The organism is Methyloversatilis sp. MC4-4, assembly GCF_049843555.1.
Classification (GTDB): domain Bacteria; phylum Pseudomonadota; class Gammaproteobacteria; order Burkholderiales; family Rhodocyclaceae; genus Methyloversatilis; species Methyloversatilis discipulorum_B.
In genome coordinates, this window is sequence record NZ_JBBHZK010000004.1 from 327,446 (window position 1) to 350,602 (window position 23,157).

Annotated in this window: 19 protein-coding genes; 14 read left to right on the forward strand and 5 right to left on the reverse strand. The window is 67.9% G+C overall.

The features are described from left to right. Positions 1–28: 28 nt before the first annotated feature. Positions 29–1,093 carry a helix-turn-helix domain-containing protein gene (locus WDZ97_RS17530; RefSeq protein ID WP_232419751.1) on the reverse strand — a complete coding sequence of 355 codons (1,065 nt, stop codon included), beginning with the start codon at positions 1,091–1,093 and terminating at the stop codon, positions 29–31. A gap of 386 nt (positions 1,094–1,479) precedes the next feature. Here WDZ97_RS17530 and peaA point away from each other — a divergent pair, with 386 nt between their 5' ends. From peaA to WDZ97_RS17575, 9 genes are read left to right on the forward strand one after another with little or no spacing between them, the layout of a single operon-like run. Next, positions 1,480–3,093, forward strand: coding sequence for a quinohemoprotein amine dehydrogenase subunit alpha (gene peaA, locus WDZ97_RS17535; protein ID WP_425763608.1), 1,614 nt, complete (start codon positions 1,480–1,482; stop codon positions 3,091–3,093). A 27-nt stretch (positions 3,094–3,120) separates the two neighbouring features. Next, positions 3,121–4,563, forward strand: a complete 1,443-nt coding sequence (gene peaB / locus WDZ97_RS17540; protein ID WP_296808205.1) for a quinohemoprotein amine dehydrogenase maturation protein — start codon at positions 3,121–3,123, stop codon at positions 4,561–4,563. Further along, positions 4,560–4,880, forward strand: coding sequence for a quinohemoprotein amine dehydrogenase subunit gamma (qhpC, locus tag WDZ97_RS17545; RefSeq protein ID WP_019915608.1), 321 nt, complete (start codon positions 4,560–4,562; stop codon positions 4,878–4,880). The genes peaB and qhpC overlap by 4 nt, the downstream gene beginning before the upstream one ends. A gap of 31 nt (positions 4,881–4,911) precedes the next feature. Further along, positions 4,912–6,021, forward strand: coding sequence for a quinohemoprotein amine dehydrogenase subunit beta (peaD, locus tag WDZ97_RS17550; RefSeq protein WP_425763609.1), 1,110 nt, complete (start codon positions 4,912–4,914; stop codon positions 6,019–6,021). A gap of 5 nt (positions 6,022–6,026) precedes the next feature. Beyond that, positions 6,027–7,757, forward strand: a complete 1,731-nt coding sequence (locus tag WDZ97_RS17555; RefSeq protein WP_425763610.1) for an ABC transporter ATP-binding protein — start codon at positions 6,027–6,029, stop codon at positions 7,755–7,757. Then, positions 7,754–8,404, forward strand: a complete 651-nt coding sequence (gene qhpE / locus WDZ97_RS17560; protein WP_425763611.1) for a subtilisin-like serine protease QhpE — start codon at positions 7,754–7,756, stop codon at positions 8,402–8,404. Before WDZ97_RS17555 ends, qhpE begins: the two co-directional genes overlap by 4 nt. Further along, complete coding sequence (gene ccsA, locus WDZ97_RS17565; protein ID WP_425763612.1) at positions 8,397–10,556, forward strand: cytochrome c biogenesis protein CcsA; 2,160 nt, start codon at positions 8,397–8,399, stop codon at positions 10,554–10,556. The genes qhpE and ccsA overlap by 8 nt, the downstream gene beginning before the upstream one ends. After that, a complete protein-coding gene (qhpG, locus tag WDZ97_RS17570; protein WP_341422497.1) occupies positions 10,553–11,890 on the forward strand; it encodes a flavin-dependent monooxygenase QhpG in 1,338 nt (445 codons plus the stop codon). Before ccsA ends, qhpG begins: the two co-directional genes overlap by 4 nt. A 53-nt stretch (positions 11,891–11,943) precedes the next feature. After that, the gene (locus WDZ97_RS17575; RefSeq protein ID WP_425763667.1) at positions 11,944–12,711 is read left to right on the forward strand and encodes a TorF family putative porin; all 768 of its coding nucleotides are present in this window, start codon (positions 11,944–11,946) and stop codon (positions 12,709–12,711) included. 79 nt (positions 12,712–12,790) lie between these two features. On the opposite strand, the gene narL is transcribed toward WDZ97_RS17575, so the two are convergent. Then, the gene (gene narL / locus WDZ97_RS17580) at positions 12,791–13,438 is read right to left on the reverse strand and encodes a two-component system response regulator NarL (protein ID WP_341930715.1); all 648 of its coding nucleotides are present in this window, start codon (positions 13,436–13,438) and stop codon (positions 12,791–12,793) included. Continuing rightward, entirely contained in the window at positions 13,435–15,039 is a 1,605-nt protein-coding gene (locus WDZ97_RS17585; protein WP_425763613.1) for an ATP-binding protein, read from the reverse strand. The genes narL and WDZ97_RS17585 overlap by 4 nt, the downstream gene beginning before the upstream one ends. Between WDZ97_RS17585 and WDZ97_RS17590 the strand changes: the two genes are divergently transcribed. Continuing rightward, on the forward strand, positions 15,038–16,903 hold the full coding sequence (locus WDZ97_RS17590; RefSeq protein ID WP_425763614.1) for a sensor domain-containing diguanylate cyclase: 1,866 nt from the start codon (positions 15,038–15,040) through the stop codon (positions 16,901–16,903). The two genes, WDZ97_RS17585 and WDZ97_RS17590, sit on opposite strands and share 2 nt — an antisense overlap. 25 nt (positions 16,904–16,928) lie before the next feature. Here WDZ97_RS17590 and WDZ97_RS17595 read toward each other — a convergent pair whose 3' ends face one another. Further along, positions 16,929–17,816, reverse strand: a complete 888-nt coding sequence (locus tag WDZ97_RS17595; protein ID WP_425763615.1) for a DUF4394 domain-containing protein — start codon at positions 17,814–17,816, stop codon at positions 16,929–16,931. Positions 17,817–18,035: 219 nt separating this feature from the next. Between WDZ97_RS17595 and WDZ97_RS17600 the strand changes: the two genes are divergently transcribed. The 3 genes from WDZ97_RS17600 (at position 18,036) to WDZ97_RS17610 (ending at position 21,979) form a co-directional block, all read left to right on the forward strand. Beyond that, positions 18,036–18,641: a methylamine utilization protein gene (locus tag WDZ97_RS17600; protein ID WP_425763616.1), complete on the forward strand. Its 606-nt coding sequence runs from the start codon at positions 18,036–18,038 to the stop codon at positions 18,639–18,641. 4 nt (positions 18,642–18,645) lie between these two features. Then, positions 18,646–21,063 carry a putative bifunctional diguanylate cyclase/phosphodiesterase gene (locus WDZ97_RS17605; protein ID WP_425763617.1) on the forward strand — a complete coding sequence of 806 codons (2,418 nt, stop codon included), beginning with the start codon at positions 18,646–18,648 and terminating at the stop codon, positions 21,061–21,063. 76 nt (positions 21,064–21,139) lie between these two features. Beyond that, positions 21,140–21,979 carry an alpha/beta hydrolase gene (locus WDZ97_RS17610; RefSeq protein ID WP_425763618.1) on the forward strand — a complete coding sequence of 280 codons (840 nt, stop codon included), beginning with the start codon at positions 21,140–21,142 and terminating at the stop codon, positions 21,977–21,979. Between the two features lie 44 nt (positions 21,980–22,023). Here the strand turns inward: WDZ97_RS17610 and WDZ97_RS17615 are convergent, their stop codons facing one another. After that, positions 22,024–22,710: a hypothetical protein gene (locus tag WDZ97_RS17615; RefSeq protein WP_425763619.1), complete on the reverse strand. Its 687-nt coding sequence runs from the start codon at positions 22,708–22,710 to the stop codon at positions 22,024–22,026. 208 nt (positions 22,711–22,918) lie between these two features. Here WDZ97_RS17615 and WDZ97_RS17620 point away from each other — a divergent pair, with 208 nt between their 5' ends. Beyond that, positions 22,919–23,113 (forward strand): hypothetical protein, encoded by a 195-nt coding sequence (locus tag WDZ97_RS17620; protein ID WP_304000592.1) that lies wholly within the window; start codon positions 22,919–22,921, stop codon positions 23,111–23,113. The last annotated feature ends 44 nt before the right edge of the window (positions 23,114–23,157 follow it).

The following is a 23,157-nucleotide window of genomic DNA, read 5'->3' on the forward strand; positions in this document are numbered from 1 at the left end:
CGCTCTCCTCGCGTCGCGGCCGTTTTTTTCAGTCAGACAGCCCGGGGAAGGGCCAGTCCCCGGTACCCGAGGACCACGGCTGGGCGCGCACCTGCGGCGGGCGCTTCAGCGTGGACGACGGCGACTCGCCGAACAACGCCTTGTAGTAGGACGAGAACATGCCCATGTGCCAGAAGCCCCACTTGCAGGCGGCACTGCTGACGGACATGTCCGGGCCGCCATGCAGCAGGTCCTTGCGTACGCCGTGCAGGCGCACGTAGCGCAGGAAGGTGACCGGGCTGATGCCGAGCACGTTCATGAAGGCATGGTGCAGGCCGCGACGGCTCATCTTCAGATGGACGCTGAGGTCGCTGACCGACGGTGGCGCGTCGCGGTTGGCAAGGATGTACTGGCGTGCGCGTTCGACGATGGCGCGGTGGATGGCGTGCCCGCCGCGGCTGCGCTCGGGCCGCTCGGAAATCGACAGCAGCGCGGTGAGCGATGCATTGATGATGGATTCCGACACCGCCTGACAGGAGGCCGCGTGCTGCAGCACCTCGGGCGTCGACTGCACGCAGCACATCACCTCGTGCAGCACCTGCCGGTAGCGCATCGCCGCACCTGACTGCAGCGTCTGCATCTGCGTGCGCGCGACCACGCTCGCGACTTCGCGCCCGAGCACCGATTCGGCGTAGCCGTCCAGCGTGTCGGCGTCGATCACCGCGACGAAGATGTCGGACATCCGCGGTGTGCGGAAGTGAAGTTCCTCGCCCGGCAGCAGCGTGAGCAGGCTGTCGCGGCGCACCTCCTGCGCCTGCCAGTAGCCGTCCGGATGCACGTTGATCGGCACACCGAAGGTGTAGGAGGAGGGCCGCGGATGGCCCTTCTCGTCGATCACCTGGTCCATCGACTCCCGGAACAGCTGCACCGGACCGGACGACATTTCGACGATGCGACCGCGGAACTCGCCGCTGGTCAGCTGCAGGTATTCCTGCGACCACTGCGGCAGGCTGTCCGCGTGCTGACAGGGGTCCTCGGTGACGAAACAGCACACCTGGGGACCGACCGGCTGTTCGTGCGACAGCATCTCGCGGGTGGATTCAACGGTATTCACGCTCACTCCCTTCGCCGCTCGTGATCGGCGCAACCCATGCTGTCTGGCAGTACGGATGACGCTTCGGAAAATGGCGGCGTTCTCTGTGTCTGCGGATCGGCGTGCGTTCCGGCGCGCAGACCGGACCCGCCCGGCTCGCCCGGACTCCTCTGAAACTCATGGTAGGCCTGCCCACATCCCCCGGCAATACACCGCCGGCCGGCGTCCGGACGAACGGGCCGATTCTTGATAGTGCGAACGGAACCTCTGGCCGGTTCGCGATAACGCCCGCGCCGACCCCACTCCTATAGTCGATCAACGGCCGGCGGGCTCCGCCTGCGCCGTGATCCACAGACGCCGCATCGCCACCGGGCGGCATTCATGGCCAACAACTCAAGAGGTACTCGATGCACAGAACAGTACTCAACAGGAGGTCGCAGCGAGCGCTCGTGCTTGCCACCGGCCTGCTCACCCAGCTTTGCGTCGCGGGCGCCTACGCGGCAGCCCCGGCCGGCGAAGCGCTGGTCAACACCAAGTGCGCGTCCTGTCACTCCGCCAAGGGCGACGGCAAGTGGGACCGCATCAGTGAAAGCCGCCGCACACCGGAAGGCTGGGACATGACGGTCGCCCGCATGAGCTTCGCGCACGGCGTAAAGCTGAGCCACGACGAGCGCGGCGCCATCGTCAAGTACCTGTCGGACGCTTACGGCCTGTCGCCGGACGAGTCGGCGGCGCACCGCTACATCGTCGACCGCACGCCCAGCGTGGTCGAGCACCCGGAGAACAAGCTGATCGGCGACACCTGCGCGCGCTGCCATTCCTACGGCCGCATCGCCGTGCAGCGCCGCACCGAGGCGGACTGGCGCAAGCTGGTGCATTTCCACGTCGGTCAGTTTCCGGCCATCGAAATCCAGGCCGGCGGTCGCGATCGCAATTGGTTCGACATCGCCACCGGCGAGGCCGCGGTCGAACTGGGCAAGGTGTACGGTTTCGAGTCCGACAGCTGGAACAAGTGGAAGGCGCAGAAGCCGGCCGACGCGAGCGGCAGCTGGCGCCTGGTCGGCCACAAGCCGGGCACCGGCGCCTACGAAGGCACGGCCACGGTCAAGCGCACCGGCAACGACGCCTATTCGGTCAGCATGACCGTGCGCTACGAGAATGGCACGAGCGAACAGCTGACCGGATCGGCCCTCGTCTACACCGGTCACGAATGGCGCGCGACGCTGAAGAGTGGCGAGCGCGAGATCAACCAGGTCATGACGCTGGCCGATGGCGGTCGCGCGCTGTCCGGGCGCTGGTTCGAGTCCGGTTACGACGCGATCGGCGGCACGCTGCGTGCCGTGCGTGCGGACGGTGCCCAGCCGACCGTGCTGTCGGTACAGCCGGCCGCGCTGAAGGCGGGCACCCGCGGCCGCCTCGTCATCAACGGCGTCGGTCTCGATGGCGACGTGAGCCTGGGCAATGGCGTAAAGGTGCTGTCGGTGGCCGAGCGCAGCGCCGAGCGCGTGGTGGTCGAGGTCGAATCGGCCAAGGACGCCGTGACCGGCCCGCGCGAGGTGAAGGTGGGCAATGCGCGCAGCGGCGACGCGCTCAAGGTCTATCAGCGCATCGACTACGTGAAGATCACGCCCGACCACCCGATGGCCCGTGTCGGCGGCAACGGCGGCTCGATGAACAAGGTGCCGGCCCAGCTGGAAGCGCTGGCCTACACCGTCGGCGCCGACGGCAAGGCGGGTACGGCCGACGACGTGCAGCTCGGTGCGATGCCCGCGACCTGGTCCTTCGACAACCTGAACAAGGTGGCGGCGGAAATGAAGGACGCCAAGTTCGCCGGGCGCATCGACCAGACCGGCCTGTTCATGACCAACGACGCCGGCCCCAACCCGCAGCGCAAGTACCGCACCAACAACGCGGGCGAGCTGAAGGTGACCGCCGCGGTCAAGGACGGCACGCGCACGGTCAAGGCCACGGCGCCGCTGATCGTCACCGTGCAGCGCTTCAACGATCCCCCGATCCGCTGAGCGCGGGCCGTCACCGGAACAGCCACCATGTCCGAAGCCAACCTGCTTTACGTCGATACGCACGCCTTCCACGACGTGGATGTGAAGGGCCGGCGCGTGCTGCTGCACGTGCCGAGCACCGGCATCTTCGATCTCGACGGCGTGACCACCGAGGTGCTCGATTTCGTGCGGCCGAAGGCGACCGTGAGCTTCGAGGAGCTGCTGCAGCGCTTCTCGGGCAGCGGCTCGCCTGCGCTGATCGCCGACGCGATCGAGGACCTGAAGTCGCTGGGCGTGCTGCGCGGCGACCCCGCCGTGGCCGACCGCGGCGCCGGCATCAGCGTGACCGAGTTTCCGCTCAGCACCATCGTGCTGAACGTGAACACCGGCTGCAACCTGAGCTGCACCTACTGCTACAAGGAAGATCTGACGACGCCGTCCAAGGGCGAGAAGCTCGACTTCGACAAGGCGAAGAAGAGCATCGAGCTGCTGCTGAAGGAAGGTGCGAAGCGCGACCGCGTCAACGTGGTGTTCTTCGGCGGCGAGCCGCTGTCGAACATGCGGCTGATCAAGGCGGTCACCGCCTACGCGGAAGAGCGTTGCCGCGAGGAGGGCAAGCAGGTCGACTTCTCGCTCACCACCAACGCCACGCTGCTCACCGAAGAGATCGCCGACTGGTTCAACGAGCATTCCTTCGGCATCTCGATCAGCATGGACGGCCCGCAGGCGGTTCATGACCTGCGTCGCAAGACGATAGGCGGCAAGGGCACGTACGAGGTGGTGGCGAAGAAGGCGCGCATGCTGCTGTCGCGCTACACCGCGCGGGCGGTCGGTGCGCGGGTCACGCTGACCGCAGGCTATTCCGACGTGGCGGCCATCCACCATCACCTGAAGGACGAACTCGGCTTCGCCGAAGTGGGTTTCGCGCCGGTCACCAGCAATCCGATCACCACCTTCAACCTGGTCGGTGACGAACTGCGCGCGGTGTTCGACGCGATGAAGACGCTGGGCCGCGAGTATGTCGAGGCGGCCGTCGAGGGCCGCAACATCGGCTTCTCGAACATGCACCAGATGCTGTCCGATCTGTACGAGGGCCGTCGCAAGGCGCTGCCCTGCGGTGCCGGCATCGGGTTGCTGGCGGTCGATCACAAGGGCGAACTGAATCTCTGCCACCGCTTCACCGGCTCCGAGCTGCCGACCTTCGGCAACGTCGACACCGGCATCGCGAAGGCGGAGTTGGGTGCCTTCCTCGAAGGCGCGCTCGACCGTTCCGAGCGCGGCTGCTCGACCTGCCGCATCCGCAACCTGTGCTCGGGCGGCTGCTACCACGAGTCCTATGCCAACTTCAGCGACCCGCATTCGCCGGTCTATCACTACTGCGAACTGCTCAGGGAGTGGGTCGATTTCGGCATCGAGGCCTACCTCGAAATCCTCGAAAAGAACCCCGCATTCCTCCACAAGCACGTCGCGAACAGGAGCTCTGAACTATGAACCGCTTGAAACCGCTGAACCGCAAGGCCCACCAGATCGAAGCCGCCCCGAACGACGAGGCGGTCGAGAAGGTGGTCGCGATGACCGCTGCCGTCGCCGGCTGCGCCACCACCTTCGACCCGGGCTGGGAACTGGATCCCTTCCTCGGCGTGGCCGGCCTGTGCCAGCCGATGGAAGCCGATCTGTACGGCTGTTCCGATCCGTGCTGGTGGCCGGCCCAGGTGCCGGACACGCTGCACAACTACCCGGACTGGAACACCGGCAAGGACGACGCTGCGCGCGACTGGAAGGCGCTGCAGAGCGTGTTCCCGAAGTAAGCCCGCGAACGTACAAGAGGAACTGCTGACCATGAAGATCAAGACCACGGCGGCCGCACTGGCCGCCAGCTCCGGCGTCGCGCTGTTCGCCGCCCTCCCGACGGCCGCCCTCGCGGCCAAGGACTATCTGGTGACCGCCGCACGTCCCAACCTCGTGTTCGTGATGGACGCGAAGGAACGCAAGGTGGTGAAGACGCACACCATTCCGAACACCTCGATGGGCAACAGCCCGATCACGCTGGTGCATTCGCGCGACGGTAAGACCGCCTACGTCATCCACAACCGCTGGGAAACCGTGTCCGGCATCGACCTGGACAGCGGCAAGGAGGTGTTCCGCGCCGAACTGTCCGGCGGCGACATCCGCGGCAAGTCGCCCTTTCCGATGGATCTGAGCCCGGACGGCAAGGAGCTGGCCGTCTATGTGAACCCGACCCAGCTGCTGCCGGGCGAGTACAAGGCGCTCGATCCCTACATCGCGATCTACCGCACCGACGCCGGCACCGACGCCGAGCCGGTACGCAAGCTCAAGGTGCCGCGCCGCGTGTCCACGCTGGCCTGGTCGCCCAAGGGCGACACCTTGTACGCCTTCAGCTGGGACATGCTCAAGCTCGACCCGCAGACCGGTGCAGTCAAGGGCAAGCACCCGTGGCGCAGCTGGAAGAACGGCGAGCAGGGCGAGCCGGACACGCTGGCGATCTGGCCGCAGTGGGAACAGACCAATGTGTTCGCCACGCCGTACTACGTCGCCTACGGAAACAAGCCGGAGGGTGACCCGTCCGCGCTCCGCGCTGGCATCTGGACGCTCGATCTGGAAAAGGACACGGTGCATTTCAAGGAATTCGAGAACGCCGGCGTCGTGCTGTTTTCCAGCGTGGTGAACCCGGTGCGCCGCGACGAAACCTATACCGTCTATACCCAGCTCACCAAGGTGAACACGAAGACCGGCAAGATGGACCGCGTCGATCTCGATCACACCTATTACAACGTGAATGTGTCGAGCGACGGCAAGGAGCTGTACATCGGCGGCACCCAGGGCGACATCGCGGTGTATGACAGCGCCACGCTGAAGCGCATCGGCAACATCCGCACGCCGGGCGGTGGCGACCAGGTGCTCACCTCGCTGCGCATCTTCCAGCGCTGAGCGGCATGAGGGCAGAAGCACTGCATGCGCCCGCAGCGGGCGCCGCGCCGGTCGCGGCGGCGTCTGCGGGGCAGGGCGACCGTCGTCTCGGCGCGCTCTACCGCTGGGCCGGCGACTTCATCCGGCCCGAGTGGCCGGCGCTGGTGGCCGTGCTTCTGCTTTCGATGCTCGCCGTGCTGGCCGGACTGGCCCAGCCGCTGCTGACCCGGGCGCTGATCGACGACGGCATCCTCGCGCACGATCGCGCGGCGGTGCTGGCCAGTGGTGGCTGGATGGTGGGGCTGGCGCTGTGCGCGCTGGCGGTCGGCTTCGCCTGCCGCCGCATCCACGTGGCGGCGTCCGCCCGCATCCTCCATCGCATGCGCGAATCGCTGTTCGCGCATGTGCTGCGGCTGTCGCCGGCCTTCTTCGCGCGCATGCGGCAGGGCGACCTGCTGACGCGGCTTGAGGGCGACCTCGGCGAGGTGCAGCGCTTCGCCGTCGACGCCGTGCTGTCGGCCATCAACTCGGTGCTCACGCTGATCGGCACCGTCGTGCTGCTCTGGCTGCTCAGTCCCAAGCTCGCACTCTTCCTCGCACTGCTGATGGGGCTCAACAGCATCGTGCTGTCCTGGGTGCGACCGCGCATCGAAAAGCTGTCGCAGCAGTCGCGCGACGCCGGCGTCGAGGTGTCGAGCTTTCTGGTCGAGAAGGTCGGTGCGGTGCGCTGCATACAGACGCACGCCGCCGAGCGGCGCGAGCTGGAACGGCTCGCCGTCTTGCACGGCACGGTGCGCGAGCGCCTGCTGTCGCTGCAGCTGTTCGGCTATCTGGGCGGCGCTTTTCCCAATCTGCTGCTGTCGCTGGCGGTGATCGGCATCTTCGTCGGCGGCAGCCTGTCGATGCTGGCCGGCGAGGCGCTGACGCTGGGCACGCTGGTCGCCTTCGCCACCTGCGTGCAGCGCGCCAGCGCGCCGCTGCATGCGCTGATGGGGCTCTACCTGCAGTGGCAGCGGGTGAAGGTGGGCCTGAACCGCGTCGATGAACTGCGCGCGCTCGATGTGCCGGACGATGCGGCGCCGCTGCCGGCAGACGTTCTGCCGACCGGCGACCTGGTGGTGCGCGACCTCGCCTTCAGCTATCCGGGTGCGGCGCGCCCGGCGTTCAGCGGACTGAACCTGACCATCCCCGCTGGTGCCCGCGTCTGGCTGCGCGGCGATTCAGGCAGCGGCAAATCCACCTTCATCGATCTGCTGCATCGCCACTTCGAACCGTCGGCCGGCTGGATGTCCATCGGCGGTGTGAATCTGCAGCTCATCGACCGCGCAACGCTGCGCCGGCACGTCGTCGTGGTGTCGCAGGAGGCGGTGCTGTTCACCGGCTCGCTGTGCGACAACATCCGCTACGGCCGGCCCGACGCGAGTCGCAACGAGGTCGAGCGGGCGGCGCAGGCGGCCGGCGTGAGCGACTTCCTGTCGCGACTGCCCGAGGGGCTGGACGCCATGGTCGGCCCGCGCGGCGCATCGCTGTCCGGCGGTGAGCGGCAGCGGGTCGCGCTGGCGCGTGCGCTGCTGATGTCACCGACACTGCTGGTGATCGACGAAGGCACGTCCTCGCTCGACGGCGCGCTCGAACTGCGCACGCTGGCGGCGATCGACGCGCTGCTGCCGCGGGCGACGCGCATCGTGGTCAGTCACCGCGACCTGTCGCAGTTCGCCTTCGACCGCGTCATCGATTTTCCGCAGGCCGCCGCATGACCGCTTTCGTACGCGTGGGTCTGCTCGACGGCGCGCTGGACCGCAGCTTCGGTCACGCGGTGGACGCCGTGTCGGGCAGCGCGCCGCTGGACGCCGATGCGCGCGGCCACGGCAGCCAGATCGCGCGCTGCGTGCTCGCGCATGCACCGCAGGCGCGGCTGGCGGTGGCGCAGGTGTTCGACCGCAGCCGTGAAACGACGGTCGATGCAGTGCTCGACGGCCTGTACTGGCTGATCGGGCAGGGCGTGCACCTGATCAACATGAGCTTCGGCATGGCGACGGCAAGCCCGCGGCTCGCACTGGCCTGCCGCGACGCCGCTGAAGCCGGCATCGTGCTGGTCGCCTCGGCGCCGGCGCGCGGTGCGCCGGTGTATCCCGCCGCGTTCGCGCACTGCATCGCGGTCACCGGCGATGCGCGCTGCGCGCCGGGCGAGCTGTCGTGGCTGGCGACCGCGGCAGCCGACTTCGGCACGCACGCGCTGATCGAACCCGGTCATCCGGAACGCGGCGGCGGCGCCAGCATCGCCACCGCGCGGATGAGCGGGCTGATCGCCGCGCTGCTCGCGCAGGGCGTCGAGCCGAGCGATCTGCGCGAGCGGCTGCAAGGCGCGGCAATCCATGTCGGACCGGAGCGCCGTCATGCGTGATCGTCTGCTGTGGAGCGCAGTGCTGCTGGCGGCGTTTGTCTGTACGGCGCTGCCGGCGGTTGGCAATGCGCTGCTTGCAGCCGCGGGTGCCGCCGCACTGTGGAGCGGCGTGGCGCCCGCCCGGCGCGCCGCGCTGCTGCGTGTCGCGGCCGGTCTGCTGTGGGGCGCGCTGATTGCGCTCGCCGTGCTGCTGGTCGGCGACCGCTTCGACCTGCGCTACGTGTGGATCTACAGCGGCGCAGAACTGCCGCTGCATCTGAAGCTGGCCAATCTGTGGGGTGGCGACGAAGGTACGACGCTGCTGCTGGCCGCCTTCCTGAGCACATTGGCCGCGCGTGGGGCAGCGCAGCGCCGCCAGCGCATCGACGTCGCGGCGCTGCTGGCGGCCTGGTATGCGCTGACCGCCGCCTGGCTTGGTCCGTTCGCGGCGACCCCGGTCGACTGGCTGCAGAAGTCAGCGTCACAGGGCATGAACGCGCACCTGATGAAGATATGGATGCTGGTGCACGCGCCGCTCATCCTCGCCGCTTACGCGTGGACGCTGTCGCTCGCCGCACCCGCGCTGGCTGCGCTCGGCGGGCAGGAGACGCGCTGGCCGGGCAGTGCATTGACGCACGCACGACGGGCCTGGGCGCTGCTCACCGCCGGCATCGGCTTCGGCATGGTGTGGGCCTTCGAAGACGCGATGTACGGCCAGGTGTGGCACTGGGACCCGGTGCAGACCGCGGTGTTCGCCGTGTGGTGCCTGCTCGCCGCCCATCTGCACGGTGCCGGCGGCTGGCGGCCCGGGCGCACGATGTGGCGCTGGGTGCCTTTCGCCGCACTGGCGGCGGCGGTGCTGACCGCGGTCGCGATGGGCGTCACGCGCAACGAGGTGCTCGCCAGTTCGCACCGCTACGTCGGCGCGTCGACCTGGGCGGCCCACATGACGCTGGCTGTCCTGCTGTCGCTGGCCGGACTGGCCGCGTGGCTGCACGGACTGCGCGCGGTGCGGCCCCTGCCGAATGCGAAACGCCTGAACCTCGCCGCCTGGGGCTTGCGCGCGACGCAGCTCATTTTCGTGTTCATCGGCCTGGCCGCAGTGGCGCATCTCGCCTGGGCCTTCTACGCCAGCGCACAGGCCCTGCCGCGGCCGGACGACCTGAAGCCCTTCTTCGAAACGCTGCGCAACTGGGCACGCGGCTCCGAACTGCCGGCGCTGCGCGCGGCCTTCGCGCAGTGGGACGTCGATGGCTACGGGCTGGCGCGCCTGCTGCTGCTGCCCATGGTTGCGGCAGGGTTGATCGGCGGCTGGTTCTTCGCGCGCCGGCTGTCGGCGCGACTGGGCTGGATCACGCTGACCGTCGCGGCGCTGGCGTGCGTCGCGGTGTTCGCGCAGGGCGGCCTGCTGGCCGGTCATTACGCCGGCAGTGGCGTGCTGTCGCAGCAGATCGTCACCGTGTTGCCGCGCATCGATGCAGCCCTGATCGGCGGCGCCTATCTGGCGCTCGGTTGCGCGGCCTGGAGCCTGCACGGCGCCTGGCGCAACCGGCGCACCGCCGGCTATCTGCTGCCGCTCGGCCTGCTGCACCTTGGGGCGGTGGTCGCGCTGTGGGGCGGGCTGCTGGCGACGGCGCTGAATGGCTATTCGCAGCACCTGGTCGATATCGACGGTGACTGGCAGCGCGGGCACCAGGGCTATGCCGTACGCGTTACCGGACTCGACGTGGATCGCGCGCCCGACGGCGGTCGCACGCAGGGCGGCGGCAGCTTCCGCGCGCTGGCGCAGATCGAGATTGCGACGCCGGAGCACGGCGTGCTGCAGGGGCAGACGCTGTACCGCGACGCGCGCAGCGCGATCGCCGGCTACGCGGGGCCGGTGCGCCAGATCTGCGAAATCCTCGACTACCGCTACGCGCGCTACGCCGACCACCCCGGCTATGTGCTGCATCCCTTCATCGACCGCGGCTGGGCGCGCGACCTGCAGCTGTGGGTCGCCACCTCGTCCGCGGTGGCGGCGCTCGAGGGCGGGCCGCAGGCCGCACAGGCCGTGGTCGTGCTGCGCGTGCTGCCTTTCGCCTCGCTGCTGTGGATCGGTCTGACGCTGACTTCGCTGGGCGCGCTGTGGCTCGCACTGCGCCCGCAACCCGTGCACAGGGAGGTGCAACGATGAATCCGCTGGTCATCCTGGGCGCCGGACCGGCCGCCAGCCTGCTGGCGATCGCGCTGGCGCGGCACGACATATCGGCGCAGGTGATCGGGCGTCCGCGCACGGCAGCTGCGGTCGAGGGTCTGTCGCAGCGTGTGGTCGAGGCGCTGAAGCAGCTCGGCTGTCACGAGGCGCTGGCCTTGCTCGGCCCGCGCTGGCATCGCGTGTCGAGCTGGAACGCGCAGGAGGTCGAGATGAACGGCGAGTTCGTCGTCGACCGCGTCGCCTTCGACGAAGCACTGCTGCGTGACGTGCGCGCGGCGGGCGTCGACCTCCGTGACGGGCTGGTGCGCGAACTGGAACGGCGTGAGGACGGCGGCTGGTGCGTGCGCTGGGAGGACGCCGACGGCTGCCTGCAGCGCACCGACGCCGCACTGCTCGCCGAGTGCCGCGGTCACACCGCGCCGAAGATGGCACCCGATCGCCATGCCGGCCCGACGCTGGTGTCGCTGGGCCGCACCTTCGACGGTGCGCGGCCGCAGCCGCGCACTACCTTCATCGAATCCTTTCCCTCCGGCTGGGCCTGGGGCGGCGTCGATCCGCAGGGCCGTGCGCACATCCAGGTGGTCGTGCAGCCGGCCAGCGTGGCGGCCGTCGGCGGCGACCTCGATCTGGCGCACGCGGCAGCGCTGGCGCAACTCACGCGCCTGCCACGACGTTTCGGCATGCAGTTGAAACCGGCCGGTGCGACGCGGGCGCGTGGCATACAGGCGGCGCTGCGTGGCGGCGCCGTCGGCGACGGCTATCTGCGCGTCGGCGATGCCGCCTATACCTGCGATCCGCTGTCCGGTCACGGCATGTTCGAAGCGGCGTCCGGCGCCATTGCCGCGGTGCCCGTCGTCAACACGCTGCTGCGGCGGCCGGCGCAGAAGGCGCTGGCGCAGCGCTACCTGCGCGAACGCATCGAAACGGTGTTCGCATCGCGCGTCGAGGCGGCGCGGCAGCACTACGCGGCCGAGATGCACTGGGCCGATGAGCCCTTCTGGCGGCAGGTGACCTCGCCACCCGTTGCGTCGTCATTGGCGCTCGCCCCGGTCGCCGCGGCGGCGTTCGCGACGCGACCGGTGGTCGAGGACGGCTTCATCGTCGAGCGCCGCGTCGTCGTCAGTGCCGAGCATCCGCGCGGTGTGCGCTTCATCGACGGCATAGACCTCGGCCGGCTCGACGAACTGCTGCAGGGTGGGCCACAAACGGCACCGAGCGACATCGGCCAGCACCTGCACGCATCGGCCGACGCGGTGGCGCGTGCGCTGCGCTGGCTGCAGGCGCAGTCCCTGATTACCCGCGCCGGGCACTGATCCGGCGTTTCACCCACCGCAAGAGGAGACGTTTCAACATGAGAAGAACACGGATGAAGGGGCTGCTGCCCGCGATACTGACCTGTTTGCTGCCGCTGTCGTCACTTGCCGAGGAAGCCGCCGCACCGGCCTACACGATCAGCGCGAACGTGGGCCTGTTCTCGCAGTACATCTTCCGCGGCATCAGCTACACGCAGGAGAATCCGGCGGTGCAGGGCGGTTTCGACGTTGCCCACGAGAGTGGCGCCTACCTGGGCATCTGGGGCACCAATGTGAGCGACCTGGCGCTGTCGAACGCGACCGGCGAGATCGACGTGTGCGGTGGTTACGCGAAGACGGTGGGCGACTTCACCTTCGACGTGGGCTTCCTGCAGTTCATCTTTCCGGGCGGCAAGTACGACCTGGTCGGCGGCGGCACCGAAAGCCTGAACACGCTGGAACTGAACGCAGCGGTGACGTGGAAGTTCATCCAGCTGAAGTACTCGTACGCGGTGACCGACTACTTCGGTTTCAGCAAGAAGGCCTTCGGAGCGGATTCGGACGGATCGGACTACATCGAGCTGAACGCGAACTACGAGTTCATGCCGTCGTGGATCGCCAACGTTCACGTCGGTCACCAGAAGGTGAAGAACTACGACGACTACGACTTCACCGACTGGAAGGTGGGCGTGACGAAGAACTTCGAAGGGGGCTGGCAGGCGGCGGTGGCGTATGTCGACACCAATGCGGACAAGAACTTCTACACGATCTGCGACAACGGCATCCGCTGCAAGGACACCGGCGACAGCAAGTGGCTGCTCTACGTGAAGCGTACCTTCTGACCGACCTCGTTGGTGCCTTGCAGGCACCGTTGTACAGCGCGCGGCATTCAGCTTCCCGGACGGCTGCGCGCTGTCTTTTTCAGCCTGCCATCATCTGTCTGAACTGCGGGTTCTGCAGTGCCCACACCGCCGCTTCGAGCCGGCTCTTCATGTTCAGCTTGCGCAGCAGATGCTTGATGTGCACCTTCACCGTGGCGTCGGAAATGCCCAGTTCGCGCGCGATTTCCTTGTTGCTGCGGCCGTCGGCCAGCAGGCCGAGGATTTCCCGTTCGCGTTCGGTCAGATCGCTGTGCGAGGCGGCCGGCGGTGCGTTCAGCGCGTGCGCCAGCAGGCCGGCGACGCTGGCGTCGAGCACCACGTTGCCACCGACCGACTGCTTGATGCGGGCGCACAGTTCTTCCGGTTCCATGTCCTTCAGCAGATAGCCGTCGGCGCCCGCCTTCATCGCGTCGAGCACGTCGCGCTCGTCGTCCGACACGGTGAGCATGACGCAGCGCGCACGCACGCCGGAGGTCTTCAGCTGGCGCAGCGTTTCGATGCCGTTCATCGACTTCATGTTGAGGTCGATCAGGATGAGGTCGGGGTCGAGTTCGGCGGCCAGCGCGATGCCGCTGGCGCCGTCGCTGACCTCGCCCGCCAGTTCGAGCTCGTCGTCGGCGCGCACCAGCTGGGCCACGCCCTTGCGGAACAGCGGATGGTCGTCGATCAGCAGGATGCGGATGCTCATGCGGTACTTTCGTCTAGTTGGCCGACCGGCAGTTTCTGCGGTGCGAAGGTGAGCTGCACGCGGGTGCCGCCGCCCGGGCGGTGCACGACCGACACTTCGCCGCCGAGCGAGCGCGCGCGTTCGCGCATGATGCTCAGGCCGTAGTGGTTGCTTTCGGCGTACGGGTTGGTGAGGCCGCGACCGTCGTCGTCGACGACCACGTTCAGCAGGTGTTCGGGGCCGTAATGCATGCTCACCCACACATGATAGGCGCGCGCGTGGCGCACGGTGTTCGACAGCGCTTCGCGGATCACCTGCATCACGTGGAATTCCTCGTTCACTTCGAGGTGGCAGCGACCGAGGTCGTGCACGAAGCTGATGTCCAGACCGCTGCGCTGGGCGAAGTCGTCGACCGCGTCCTGTACCGTCGACAGCAGGCCACCGGGGCCCATGCGCACGCGGAAGGCGGCGATCAGCTCACGCACTTCGCGGTAGGCGGCGGACAGGCCTTCGCGCAGTTCGCGCGCCGCCTGCGCGACGTCGGTCGGATGCTTTTCGCGGTCCAGTCCGCGCTGCAGCCGCGCCACCTGGATCTTCATATAGGCCAGCGACTGCGCCAGCGAGTCGTGCAGTTCGCCAGCGATGGCGCTGCGCTCTTCCATCAGCGCCACCCGTCTTTCCTCCTGGCTGCGACTGATGCTGGAAATGGCCAGCGCGGCGAGGTGGGCGAAACTTTCGGCGAGATTGACCTGCGGGTCGTCGACGCGCGCGACTTCGGGGAATTCGATCACCAGCGTGCCGACCGACACGTCGCCGCGACACACCGGTACCACCAGCGAATGCGCGGTGCAGTCGCCCGAGGGCGGTACCACGCGTGCGCTGACTTCGCGCGCGCTCTGTTCGGCGCCGAGCTGGCGCACGATGGCCGGTTCGCCGCGGGTGCACAGCAGCGGCCCGGTGCCCAGCGCCTTGTGTGCCGGTGTGTTCAGGCAGAGCGCGGCGGTTTGCGCGCCGAGCGAGGTTTCGAGCAGGGCGAGACCGTTACGCAGGCTGAATTCCGACACGTCGCCGTCGGTGAACATGCGCGCCACCTGATGCAGCGTCTGCAGGGCCTGGCTCTTGCGGCGCAGCTGTTCGCCGCTGACCTGCTGGCGCCAGCGGCCTTCGGCTTCGAAGCCCGCCTGGCGCGCCGTCAGTTCGGCCAGGCTGTCGACCAGGCGTTCGACCTCGTCACGGCCGCGCGTGCGGGCGCTGTCCGGCATCAGCGACAGCGCCGATTCGGTCCGCCGCACCAGCACACGGTGCGCGCGTTGCGCGATCAGCAGGGTGCCGGCGACGATGACGGCGAAGCACAGCCCCTGCAGCAGCAGCATCACGGCGACGCGTTCGAGCAGTGTGCGTTCGACGCTGGCGAAGGCGGCGCAGACGGCCGAGTCGCGGTCGCCGGCGCTGTGCGCACAGAGGTCGACCAGCGTGCCGAACACCTGTTCGAACTGGCGTTCGATCTCGACGCTGCCCCAGATGCTGAGCACGGCGGCGACCGCGCAGCCCGCCAGAGTGGCGACCAATCCGGTATATAGGGGATAGCGCCCGCTGGGGCCGAAGAAAGAACGGATCACCATGACTTTGTACGTGTTTTCAGCCTGGATACTGGCGCTGCTGTTCGCTGCAGTGGTCGGTTCGTGGTACGGCTCTGCGACGGCCTATGCGCTGCCGGGTGCCGTCGTGCTGGCCGGGCTCACCATGCTCGGCCTGGCGCGCCGGCTGCCCTGGTATGTCGGTCGCCCGCATCCGCCCGAGGCCAGTGCGCAGCAGATGGAGTGGGCGGGTCAACTGTGCCACAACATTTCATCGCCCTCGGTCACGATTCAGGGGCAGCAGATCACTTTTGCGAACCAGGCCTTCCTCTCGCTGCTGAACTACCGCGGACGCGGCGATCAAGTGGTCGGCCTGCCCTTCACCAACCTGCTGCACCCGGTCGACCACGCGCGCTTCGCGACTCTGATGGCGATCGCCGGCGGCGAGGACGCGTCGGACGCCGAGGGCGTGCTGCGGCTGGTGCGCTCCGACGGGGGGGCGATCAAGATGCACGCCAGCATTTCGCCGCTGTCGTCGGTGCCCGGCAGCCTGCTGATCCAGTTCAGCCCGGATGCCGCGGCCGTACCCGTGCGCGACGGTGTCGAGAACTCGATGTCGCTGGTACTCGACCAGCTCGATCTGGTGCTGTTCAAGACCGACGCCGAGGGGCGCATCGCCTACGTGAACCGCGCGTGGGAGCGGCTCACCGGCCGCAGCATGGCCGACAGCCGGGGCCGGCTGCTTTCGGTAGCCATCCATCCCGAAGATCGCGACGCGGTCGACCGCGGCATGCTGTCGGTCGCCGGCGGGCAGCTCGATCACCTGAACACCGAAGTGCGCATGGTGAATGGCAGCGGCACCGTGTTCTGGGTCATGTTGCGCGCGCAGACCTGCACGCTGCCGGACGGCGATCTGCTCGGTGTCGTCGGCACCATGACCGAAGTGACGCGGCGCCGGCGCGGCGAAGACCTGGGTTCGAGCCGGCGCTACCTGAACACGCTGCTCGCCAACGTGCCGGGCATGGTGTATCGCGGCCGCAATGATCCGGACTGGACGATGGAATTCGTCAGCGACGGCAGCGTGGACCTGATCGGCTACGAACCTTGGGAACTGGTAGACAACCACCGCGTGGCCTTCGGCAGCCTGGTGCACCCGGAGGACCGCGAATTCCTGTGGGCGCAGGTGCAGGCCAATCTGGCGCAGCACAAGCCCTACCAGATTTCCTACCGCATCGCCGACGTCAGCGGCAACTACATCTGGGTGTGGGAGCAGGGCCGCGGCGTGTTCTCGTCGCAGGGCGAACTGCTGGCGATCGAAGGTTTCATCACCGACGTCAGTGAGCGCCGCGGTGCGGAGGAGAAGGCGCGCCGGCGCATGTGGTTCGAGGCGCGCACAGGCATGACCAGTCGCGCCATCTTCGACGCGCTGCTGGCGTGGACGCTGCATCAGTCACAGGTGAACGAGCTCCCCTTCGCGCTGCTGTGGGTGGACGCCAGCGGCCTGGCCGAGCCGGTGATGAGCAGCAGCGCCGAGGCGGCGGAACAGATACTGGCCACGGTGGCGCGCCGCTTCCGCCCGGTGAATTACCCGGGGGCGGCAATCACCTATCTCGACAACTACCAGTTCGCCGTGCTGCTGACCGATTTCCGCGCCGGTGAGGCAGCCCGCGCGCTGTCCGGCTCGAACGAAGTGATACCGGCCGTGTCGCAACTCGCCAGCCGGCTGGTGCAGGAACTGTCGGCGCCGCTCAACGTCGGCGGGCGCGACATTTCGGTGCCGGTCGCGGTGGGTATCGCCATCGCCGATGCGCGCTACATCGGTGCCGAATCGATGTTCGCGGCGGCCCGTCGTGCGGCAACGCAGGCGGCCGAGCTGGGGCCCGGCCACTGCGAGTTTGCCGACGAATGAGGGTGCCGCGGGTGAGCAGAATGCGTCAGGGCTCGATGGCGATGCCGCGCAGCGCTTCGCCGGTACCCACCTTGCCGATGCGTGTCGCCTTGCCGGTCTTCAGGTCGATTTCGTAGAACTGCGCGGCGGCCTCCTTCGCCGTGCCGAGTACGGCGAAAGCGGCGTTGTTCAGGTCGGCGATGTCGAAGTGGGCGTCGGTCACCCCGGCGACGCCGAGCGAACCCACCGTATAGAGCTTGCCCAGATTGGGCGACACCACCGGCTGCTCGCCCTCGATCGAACCCTGGCGCACCAGGGCGCCGGTGGCGGCGTCGATCGCGTAGTTGGTGGTGAGCTTCTCGTTGTCCTTGTTGTAGGTGTAGCCGGCAGCGACCACCCGCGGTGCCGCCTTCTCGTTCGCGTCGCCGGCGGCGTAGTGCAGCGTGCCGTCCGTCTGCAGGCCCGGCGCATCGGGCGAGGCGTCGACCAGGGCGCCGGTGTCCGGGTGGGCGCGCAGGTTCTGCCGTGTGTCGGACACGATGCGGATGCGGTCGGCCGCCGGGTTGAAGTCGAAGCCGAACTGGCGGCCGTTCAGCGGCTGCGCGAATGTCTCGTTGCCCACTGGCGTCAGCTGGCCGCTCGCGGTATCGACCCGGAACACGCGACCGCTGCTGCCAAGCGCATACAGCTCGCCGCGGGCGACGCGGTAGTCGATGCCGAGCACCGTTTCGCCTGCCGGCAGACCCTTCAGTGCGACGTCCGACAGCAGCCGGCCGGGCTGCCCCGCATTGAAGCTGACCAGATGGTGCGACTGCGTGACCGCGCGGACGATTTCCTTGCGCGGCGTGCCGCCGGCATCGGACAGACCGGCGCAGCCGGTGGCGAGCAGGGTGACGCCGATCGCGGCGGCGGGAAAAGCGAAAGCATGTTTCATCGTGAGGATCCGTATGTCGTTGTTCGAGTGCGGGGCGCCGCGACGGTGCGATCCGCATGGTGCACCGGCCTGATGACGGCTGCTCAGGCCCGGTCCTGAGACAGCTGTCTCGTCCGTCTCGCCCGGTCGGATGAGATGCCCGCCTCAAGGGACCGGGGCGATGTCCGTTAATTAGGCAGTCAACGATCAGAGCGAACCGCCGTGCCCTGCGCCGTCATCGTGTTTCATCATTTCCGTCGTGCCCTGTTCGTCGCCGTCGTCCTGGCGAGCGCCGTCCTGCCTGCACGGGCCGCCACGGTCACGATCAAGGCCGGCGACGGATCGGGCAATGCGCTGGACAGCGTCGTCGTGTCGCTGGTTCCGGTGTCGCGCGCCGGCCTGCCTGCCGCCAGACCGGCGCAGATCGAGCAGCGCAACAAGACCTTCCTGCCGGCGATCAGCGTCGTGCAGACCGGCACCGCGATCGAGTTTCCGAACAACGACACGGTGCGCCATCACGTCTATTCCTTCTCGGCGGCCAAGGTGTTCGAGCTGAAGCTCTACGCCGGTAAGCCTGAAAAGCCGGTGGTTTTCGACAAACCGGGCGTCGTCGTGCTGGGCTGCAACATCCACGACAAGATGGCGGCTTACGTCGTCGTGGTCGATACGCCCTGGTCGGCGATTTCGCAAACCGACGGCGTGGCCCGCATCGCCGACGTGCCGACCGGCGACTATCAGCTTCAGCTGTGGCATCCGCGTCGCCTCGGCATGCCCGACATTCCGCCGCGGCCGCTACGCATCGCCGGCGACCAGACCGAAATGGTCAAGGTCGAACTGAGGCTCTGAGTCGATGCGGTTCAGCCTCAAATGGAAGATCGCGGCCTGGTGCGCCGCGCTGCTGCTGGTCACGCAGATCGGCGGGCTGCTGCTGTTCGGCGAGATCGGCCGCGGCAGCGCGATGGCCGATGCCCAGGCGGACCTGAAGACGGGCGACCGCGTGTTCGCGCGTCTGCTCGACGAACGGGCGTCGCAGCTGACCCAGGCGGCGCGCGTGCTGGCGGCGGACTACGGTTTCCGCGAGGCCCTGCTCAGCCAGGACAGGGAAACGATCGAATCGGCGCTGGCGAACCACGGCGGGCGCATCCGTGCCGACGTGATGCTGCTGCTGGCGCTCGACGAGTCCATCGTTGCCAGTTCGTCCTTCAATCCGGGGCGCACGCCCGAGCGCCTGCGCCAGCTGATCGAGGGCGCGCGCAGCGGCGCACACAGCGGCGGGTTCGCCGTGGTCTCCGGCATGCTCTACCAGCTGGTCGTGGTGCCGGTGATGGCGCCGGTGCCGGTCGGCTGGGTGGTGATGGGCTTCAGCGTGGACAAGAGCCTGGCCAGTGACCTGAAGGGTGTGACCGGCCTCGAAGTCAGTTTCGTGCGACGCAGTGGCGACAAGGGGTGGATGCTGGCGTCGAGCACCTTGAACGAGCCGCTGCAGAGTGCGCTGCTTGGTGAGTTGTCGGCGAACGGCGCCCTGCAGGAGGAGGCGCTGACGCTCGGCGACCGCGATTACGTCAGCCTGATGCATCCGATCGACGCCGGCCCGCAGCAGCAGGTCGGCGCCGTGCTGCAACTGTCGCTGGAGCGCGCGCTGGCACCGTGGAACCGGCTGTACCGCGACTGGACCGGACTTACGCTGATCGGCACGCTGCTGGCGCTTGCCGTGAGTGCCTTCATGGGCCGTTCGATCGCCTCGCCGGTGGTCCGGCTGGCGGAATTTGCGCGCCGTGTCGAATCCGGCGAGTACGGCGCGCCACCGGCGGTGGCGCGCGGCGACGAGATCGGCCAGCTCGCCAATGCCTTCGTGCACATGACCGACGCCATCTCGCTGCGCGAGACGCGCATCAGCGAACTGGCCTACTACGATGTGCTGACCGGCCTGCCGAATCGCGCCTACTTCACCGAAAGGCTGGAAGAATCCCTGCGCGCAGCGGCCGCCGACAACAGCGACCTGGCCGTGGTGTGCCTCGACGTGGACCGTTTCAAGATGGTGAACGACACGTTGGGACACGAACTGGGCGACCTGCTGCTGCGCGAGGTGGCGCGACGGCTGCGCGAAACGCTGCGCGACGTGCGCGATCAGGTGGCACGGCTGGGTGGCGACGAGTTCGCGGTCATGCTGCCGGGCGCCGACGCGTCGAAGGCGCTGAGCGTGGCCCACCGCATCGCCGAAGCGATGAACCGGCCGATGAACCTCGACGGCCAGATGGTCGACGTCAGCGCCAGCATGGGCGTGTCGGCCTGCCCGGCGCACGGCAACGATGCGCAGTCGCTGCTGCGGCACGCCGATGTGGCCATGTATCTGGCCAAGCGTCACAACACGATGGCCGAGATCTACGACCCCAGACATCACGACCAGAACGTCGAGCGGCTGTCGCTGCTGAGTGAGCTGCGGCTGGCGGTCGAGCGCGACGAACTGGTGCTCTATTACCAGCCCAAGGTGGCGACCGCGCCGGACGCGGTTCACCACGTCGAGGCGCTGGTTCGCTGGATACACCCGACGCGCGGTTTCGTGCCGCCTTACGAGTTCATTCCCTTCGCCGAGCAGACCGGCTACATCAAGGCGATCACGCTGTGGGTGATGAACGCGGCGATCCGTCAGTGCGGGCAGTGGCTGCGGCAGGGGCTGGAGGTGAACGTGTCGCTGAACATTTCCGCACGCGACCTGCTGAACCCGGAACTTCCGGCGCTGTTCGCGGGCATGCTGGAACGCCATGGCTGTCCGGCGCGCCTGATCACGCTCGAAATCACCGAAAGCGCGGTGCTCGACGATCCGCTGCGCGCGCTCGCCAATCTGCAGGTGCTGCGCGAGACCGGCTGCGCGCTGTCGATCGACGATTACGGCACCGGTTATTCGTCGCTGTCCTACCTGCGGCAGATGCCGGTCAGCGAGATGAAGATAGACCGCAGTTTCGTGATGCACCTGCTCGACAATCCGAACGACGAAATCATCGTACGTTCGACAATCGAACTGGCGCACAACATGGGCCTGAAGGTGACGGCGGAAGGGGTCGAGAGCGAAGGCGTGCTGGAGAGGCTGCGCCTGCTCGGCTGCGATCTCGCCCAGGGCTATCTCATCAGCAAGCCGATTCCGGCCGAAGCCCTTGAAAAATGGTTCCGCGAGTCGCATTGGGCGAACGGCGCGGTCGGGTCCTCTGCGGCCGCCGTAATGTTGACCGAGCCGGTTGGCAGGGCTGCCACCCGGACCGTCGCAGTCTGAGTATTTCCGTGTCGTGGTTGCCGGCCCGATACATGCTTCAGGTTACAGTGTCGGGAACCTGCAGGAGCGAATAACAATGATGAAGCGTCACGGACCACTGGAAGTCATTACCCGCACGCCTCACGTCAGGTCGCGGCCGGTGCCGCTGCTGTTCGTGCATGGCGCCTACACGGCCGCCTGGTGCTGGGACGAGCACTTCCTGCCCTGTTTTGCCGAAGCGGGCTACGAGGCGCACGCGCTGTCGCTGTCCGGCCACGGCGGCAGCCCCGGTCGCGAGTATCTCGATCTGATCAGTCTCGACGATTACGTGCGCGACGTGCTCGACGTGCTGGACCAGTTCGACACGCCGCCGGTGCTGATCGGACATTCGATGGGCGGTATGGTGGTACAGAAGTGTCTCGAGGTGAGACAGGTGCCCGCTGCCGTGCTGATGGCGTCGGTGCCGCCGCAGGGACTGTGGGCGTCGGCGGTCGGGCTGGCCATGCGCAAGCCCGATCTGATGACCGAGCTGAATAACCTGTTTGCCGGAAGCGGTCCTTCGATCGAGGCGCTGCGCGATGCACTGTTCGCACAGCCGGTGTCGATGGAGCGTCTGCAGCAGATGTCGCGTCGCATACAGCCTGAATCGGCGCGGGTGATCTGGGACATGACGCTGTTCAACCTGCCGCAGCCGGCGCGCATGCATCGCCCGCCGATGCTGGTGCTGGGCGCCGAGTGCGACCCCATCATCCCGCCGGCGCTGACCGAAATGACCTCGCGCGCGCTCGGTGTGCCGGCGCACGTATTCCCGGGCATGGGGCACGGCATGATGCTGGAGGCCGATTGGCGCAAGGTGGCGCAACGCATGCTCGACTGGCTGCCCGGCGCCCTGTCGGCGGTGCAGCCAGAAGCCCAGGGCTGCAACGCCGGCGCCTGACCGGCTGACATCGGTCCGTCACGCGGCGGACCGAACGCCCGCGGTCACGAACCCCGGCGTGCCGGTGCGGCGTGCTGCTGCAGATAGGCCAGGATGTCGGGCAGGCGCAACTGCGGCTCGCCCGGCATCGCCCGCGAGCCGACCACGCGGTTCATCCACGCCATATTCCTCTCCATCCGCGCGACCACGCGTCGCCACTCGCCAGCGGTGCGGCTCGACGGTTCCGGCAGCACGTGGCACTGGTCGCAGGCGTCGCGGAAGCTGCGACCGCGCGTATCGAGGTCGGGATAGCGTGCAGCATCGATCGGCTTCTGTGCATTACGTCGCAGGTAGCCGATCAGCATGTGTACTTCTTCCTCGTCCGGCGCCTTGACGCCGCCCATCATGTCCTTCATCAGCGCCCCACGGTTTCCGTGTCCGCGCATGCGCACCACCATGCGGTCGACGATCTTCGGCCACTTGTCCGGGTGATGCATGGCCGGATTCGGAACGTGGTGGCACTGAACACAGTAGCGCGCCAGCAACGCGGCGCCGCGCGAACCGGGTTCCGGCAGCGAGGCGGCGTCGAGCGAGGGCGGCAGGATGCGCGCGAGCCAGCCGGCCTGCGGCGATCCTTCCCAGCGCGCACGTGCGGCGTCGATCGCTGCCTGGTTCGCCAGCGGACCGTCGCCGGCTGTAACGGTGCCGTAAGCAAACAGTGCGATCAGTAGCGCGATGCCGTGATGAAACATGTGTGCGGGGAGGAGGTCAGACCTCTCCAGAGTAGTCCAGCAAGACGGCCGACAAAAGCTTGCCAAGAGCTTTTCACGAGGCCGCGAACGCAGGTGCTGCAGCGTGGGTTTGTGAAGTTTCGATGCGTGCGCGTATCGACCCTTCGCGCGATTCAAGCCGGCAGTGCTGTCCGCCGTTAGCCATGGTGTCGGGTACGGGAAGAGAAAGATGGATCTGTTCGATTTCATGACCGGGAAGTCGCTGGGCCGCGCCCAGGACTACGGAGACGAAGTGCTCAACGCGGGCTGGCTGCCGCAGCTCGAAGCCGCCGCAGCCGGCCGTCGCGTGCAGGCGGTACGCCAGCGCAGCGCCGTGGCCGATCCCGACGCCTTCCTGCGCGACATCTACCGCAGCCAGGAGTAAGCGGGTCTGACCGGATGAGGCGCGAGACACATGCCGCAGGGCAC

Coding starts and splice junctions, on each gene's coding strand:
- peaA (WP_425763608.1), top strand. CDS start 1,480: ATGCACAGAACAGTACTCAACAGGAGGTCGCAGCGAGCGCTCGTGCTT.
- peaB (WP_296808205.1), top strand. CDS start 3,121: ATGTCCGAAGCCAACCTGCTTTACGTCGATACGCACGCCTTCCACGAC.
- qhpC (WP_019915608.1), top strand. CDS start 4,560: ATGAACCGCTTGAAACCGCTGAACCGCAAGGCCCACCAGATCGAAGCC.
- peaD (WP_425763609.1), top strand. CDS start 4,912: ATGAAGATCAAGACCACGGCGGCCGCACTGGCCGCCAGCTCCGGCGTC.
- WDZ97_RS17555 (WP_425763610.1), top strand. CDS start 6,027: ATGAGGGCAGAAGCACTGCATGCGCCCGCAGCGGGCGCCGCGCCGGTC.
- qhpE (WP_425763611.1), top strand. CDS start 7,754: ATGACCGCTTTCGTACGCGTGGGTCTGCTCGACGGCGCGCTGGACCGC.
- ccsA (WP_425763612.1), top strand. CDS start 8,397: ATGCGTGATCGTCTGCTGTGGAGCGCAGTGCTGCTGGCGGCGTTTGTC.
- qhpG (WP_341422497.1), top strand. CDS start 10,553: ATGAATCCGCTGGTCATCCTGGGCGCCGGACCGGCCGCCAGCCTGCTG.
- WDZ97_RS17575 (WP_425763667.1), top strand. CDS start 11,944: ATGAAGGGGCTGCTGCCCGCGATACTGACCTGTTTGCTGCCGCTGTCG.
- narL (WP_341930715.1), bottom strand. CDS start 13,438: ATGAGCATCCGCATCCTGCTGATCGACGACCATCCGCTGTTCCGCAAG.
- WDZ97_RS17590 (WP_425763614.1), top strand. CDS start 15,038: ATGACTTTGTACGTGTTTTCAGCCTGGATACTGGCGCTGCTGTTCGCT.
- WDZ97_RS17585 (WP_425763613.1), bottom strand. CDS start 15,039: ATGGTGATCCGTTCTTTCTTCGGCCCCAGCGGGCGCTATCCCCTATAT.
- WDZ97_RS17595 (WP_425763615.1), bottom strand. CDS start 17,816: ATGAAACATGCTTTCGCTTTTCCCGCCGCCGCGATCGGCGTCACCCTG.
- WDZ97_RS17605 (WP_425763617.1), top strand. CDS start 18,646: ATGCGGTTCAGCCTCAAATGGAAGATCGCGGCCTGGTGCGCCGCGCTG.
- WDZ97_RS17610 (WP_425763618.1), top strand. CDS start 21,140: ATGATGAAGCGTCACGGACCACTGGAAGTCATTACCCGCACGCCTCAC.
- WDZ97_RS17615 (WP_425763619.1), bottom strand. CDS start 22,710: ATGTTTCATCACGGCATCGCGCTACTGATCGCACTGTTTGCTTACGGC.
- WDZ97_RS17620 (WP_304000592.1), top strand. CDS start 22,919: ATGGATCTGTTCGATTTCATGACCGGGAAGTCGCTGGGCCGCGCCCAG.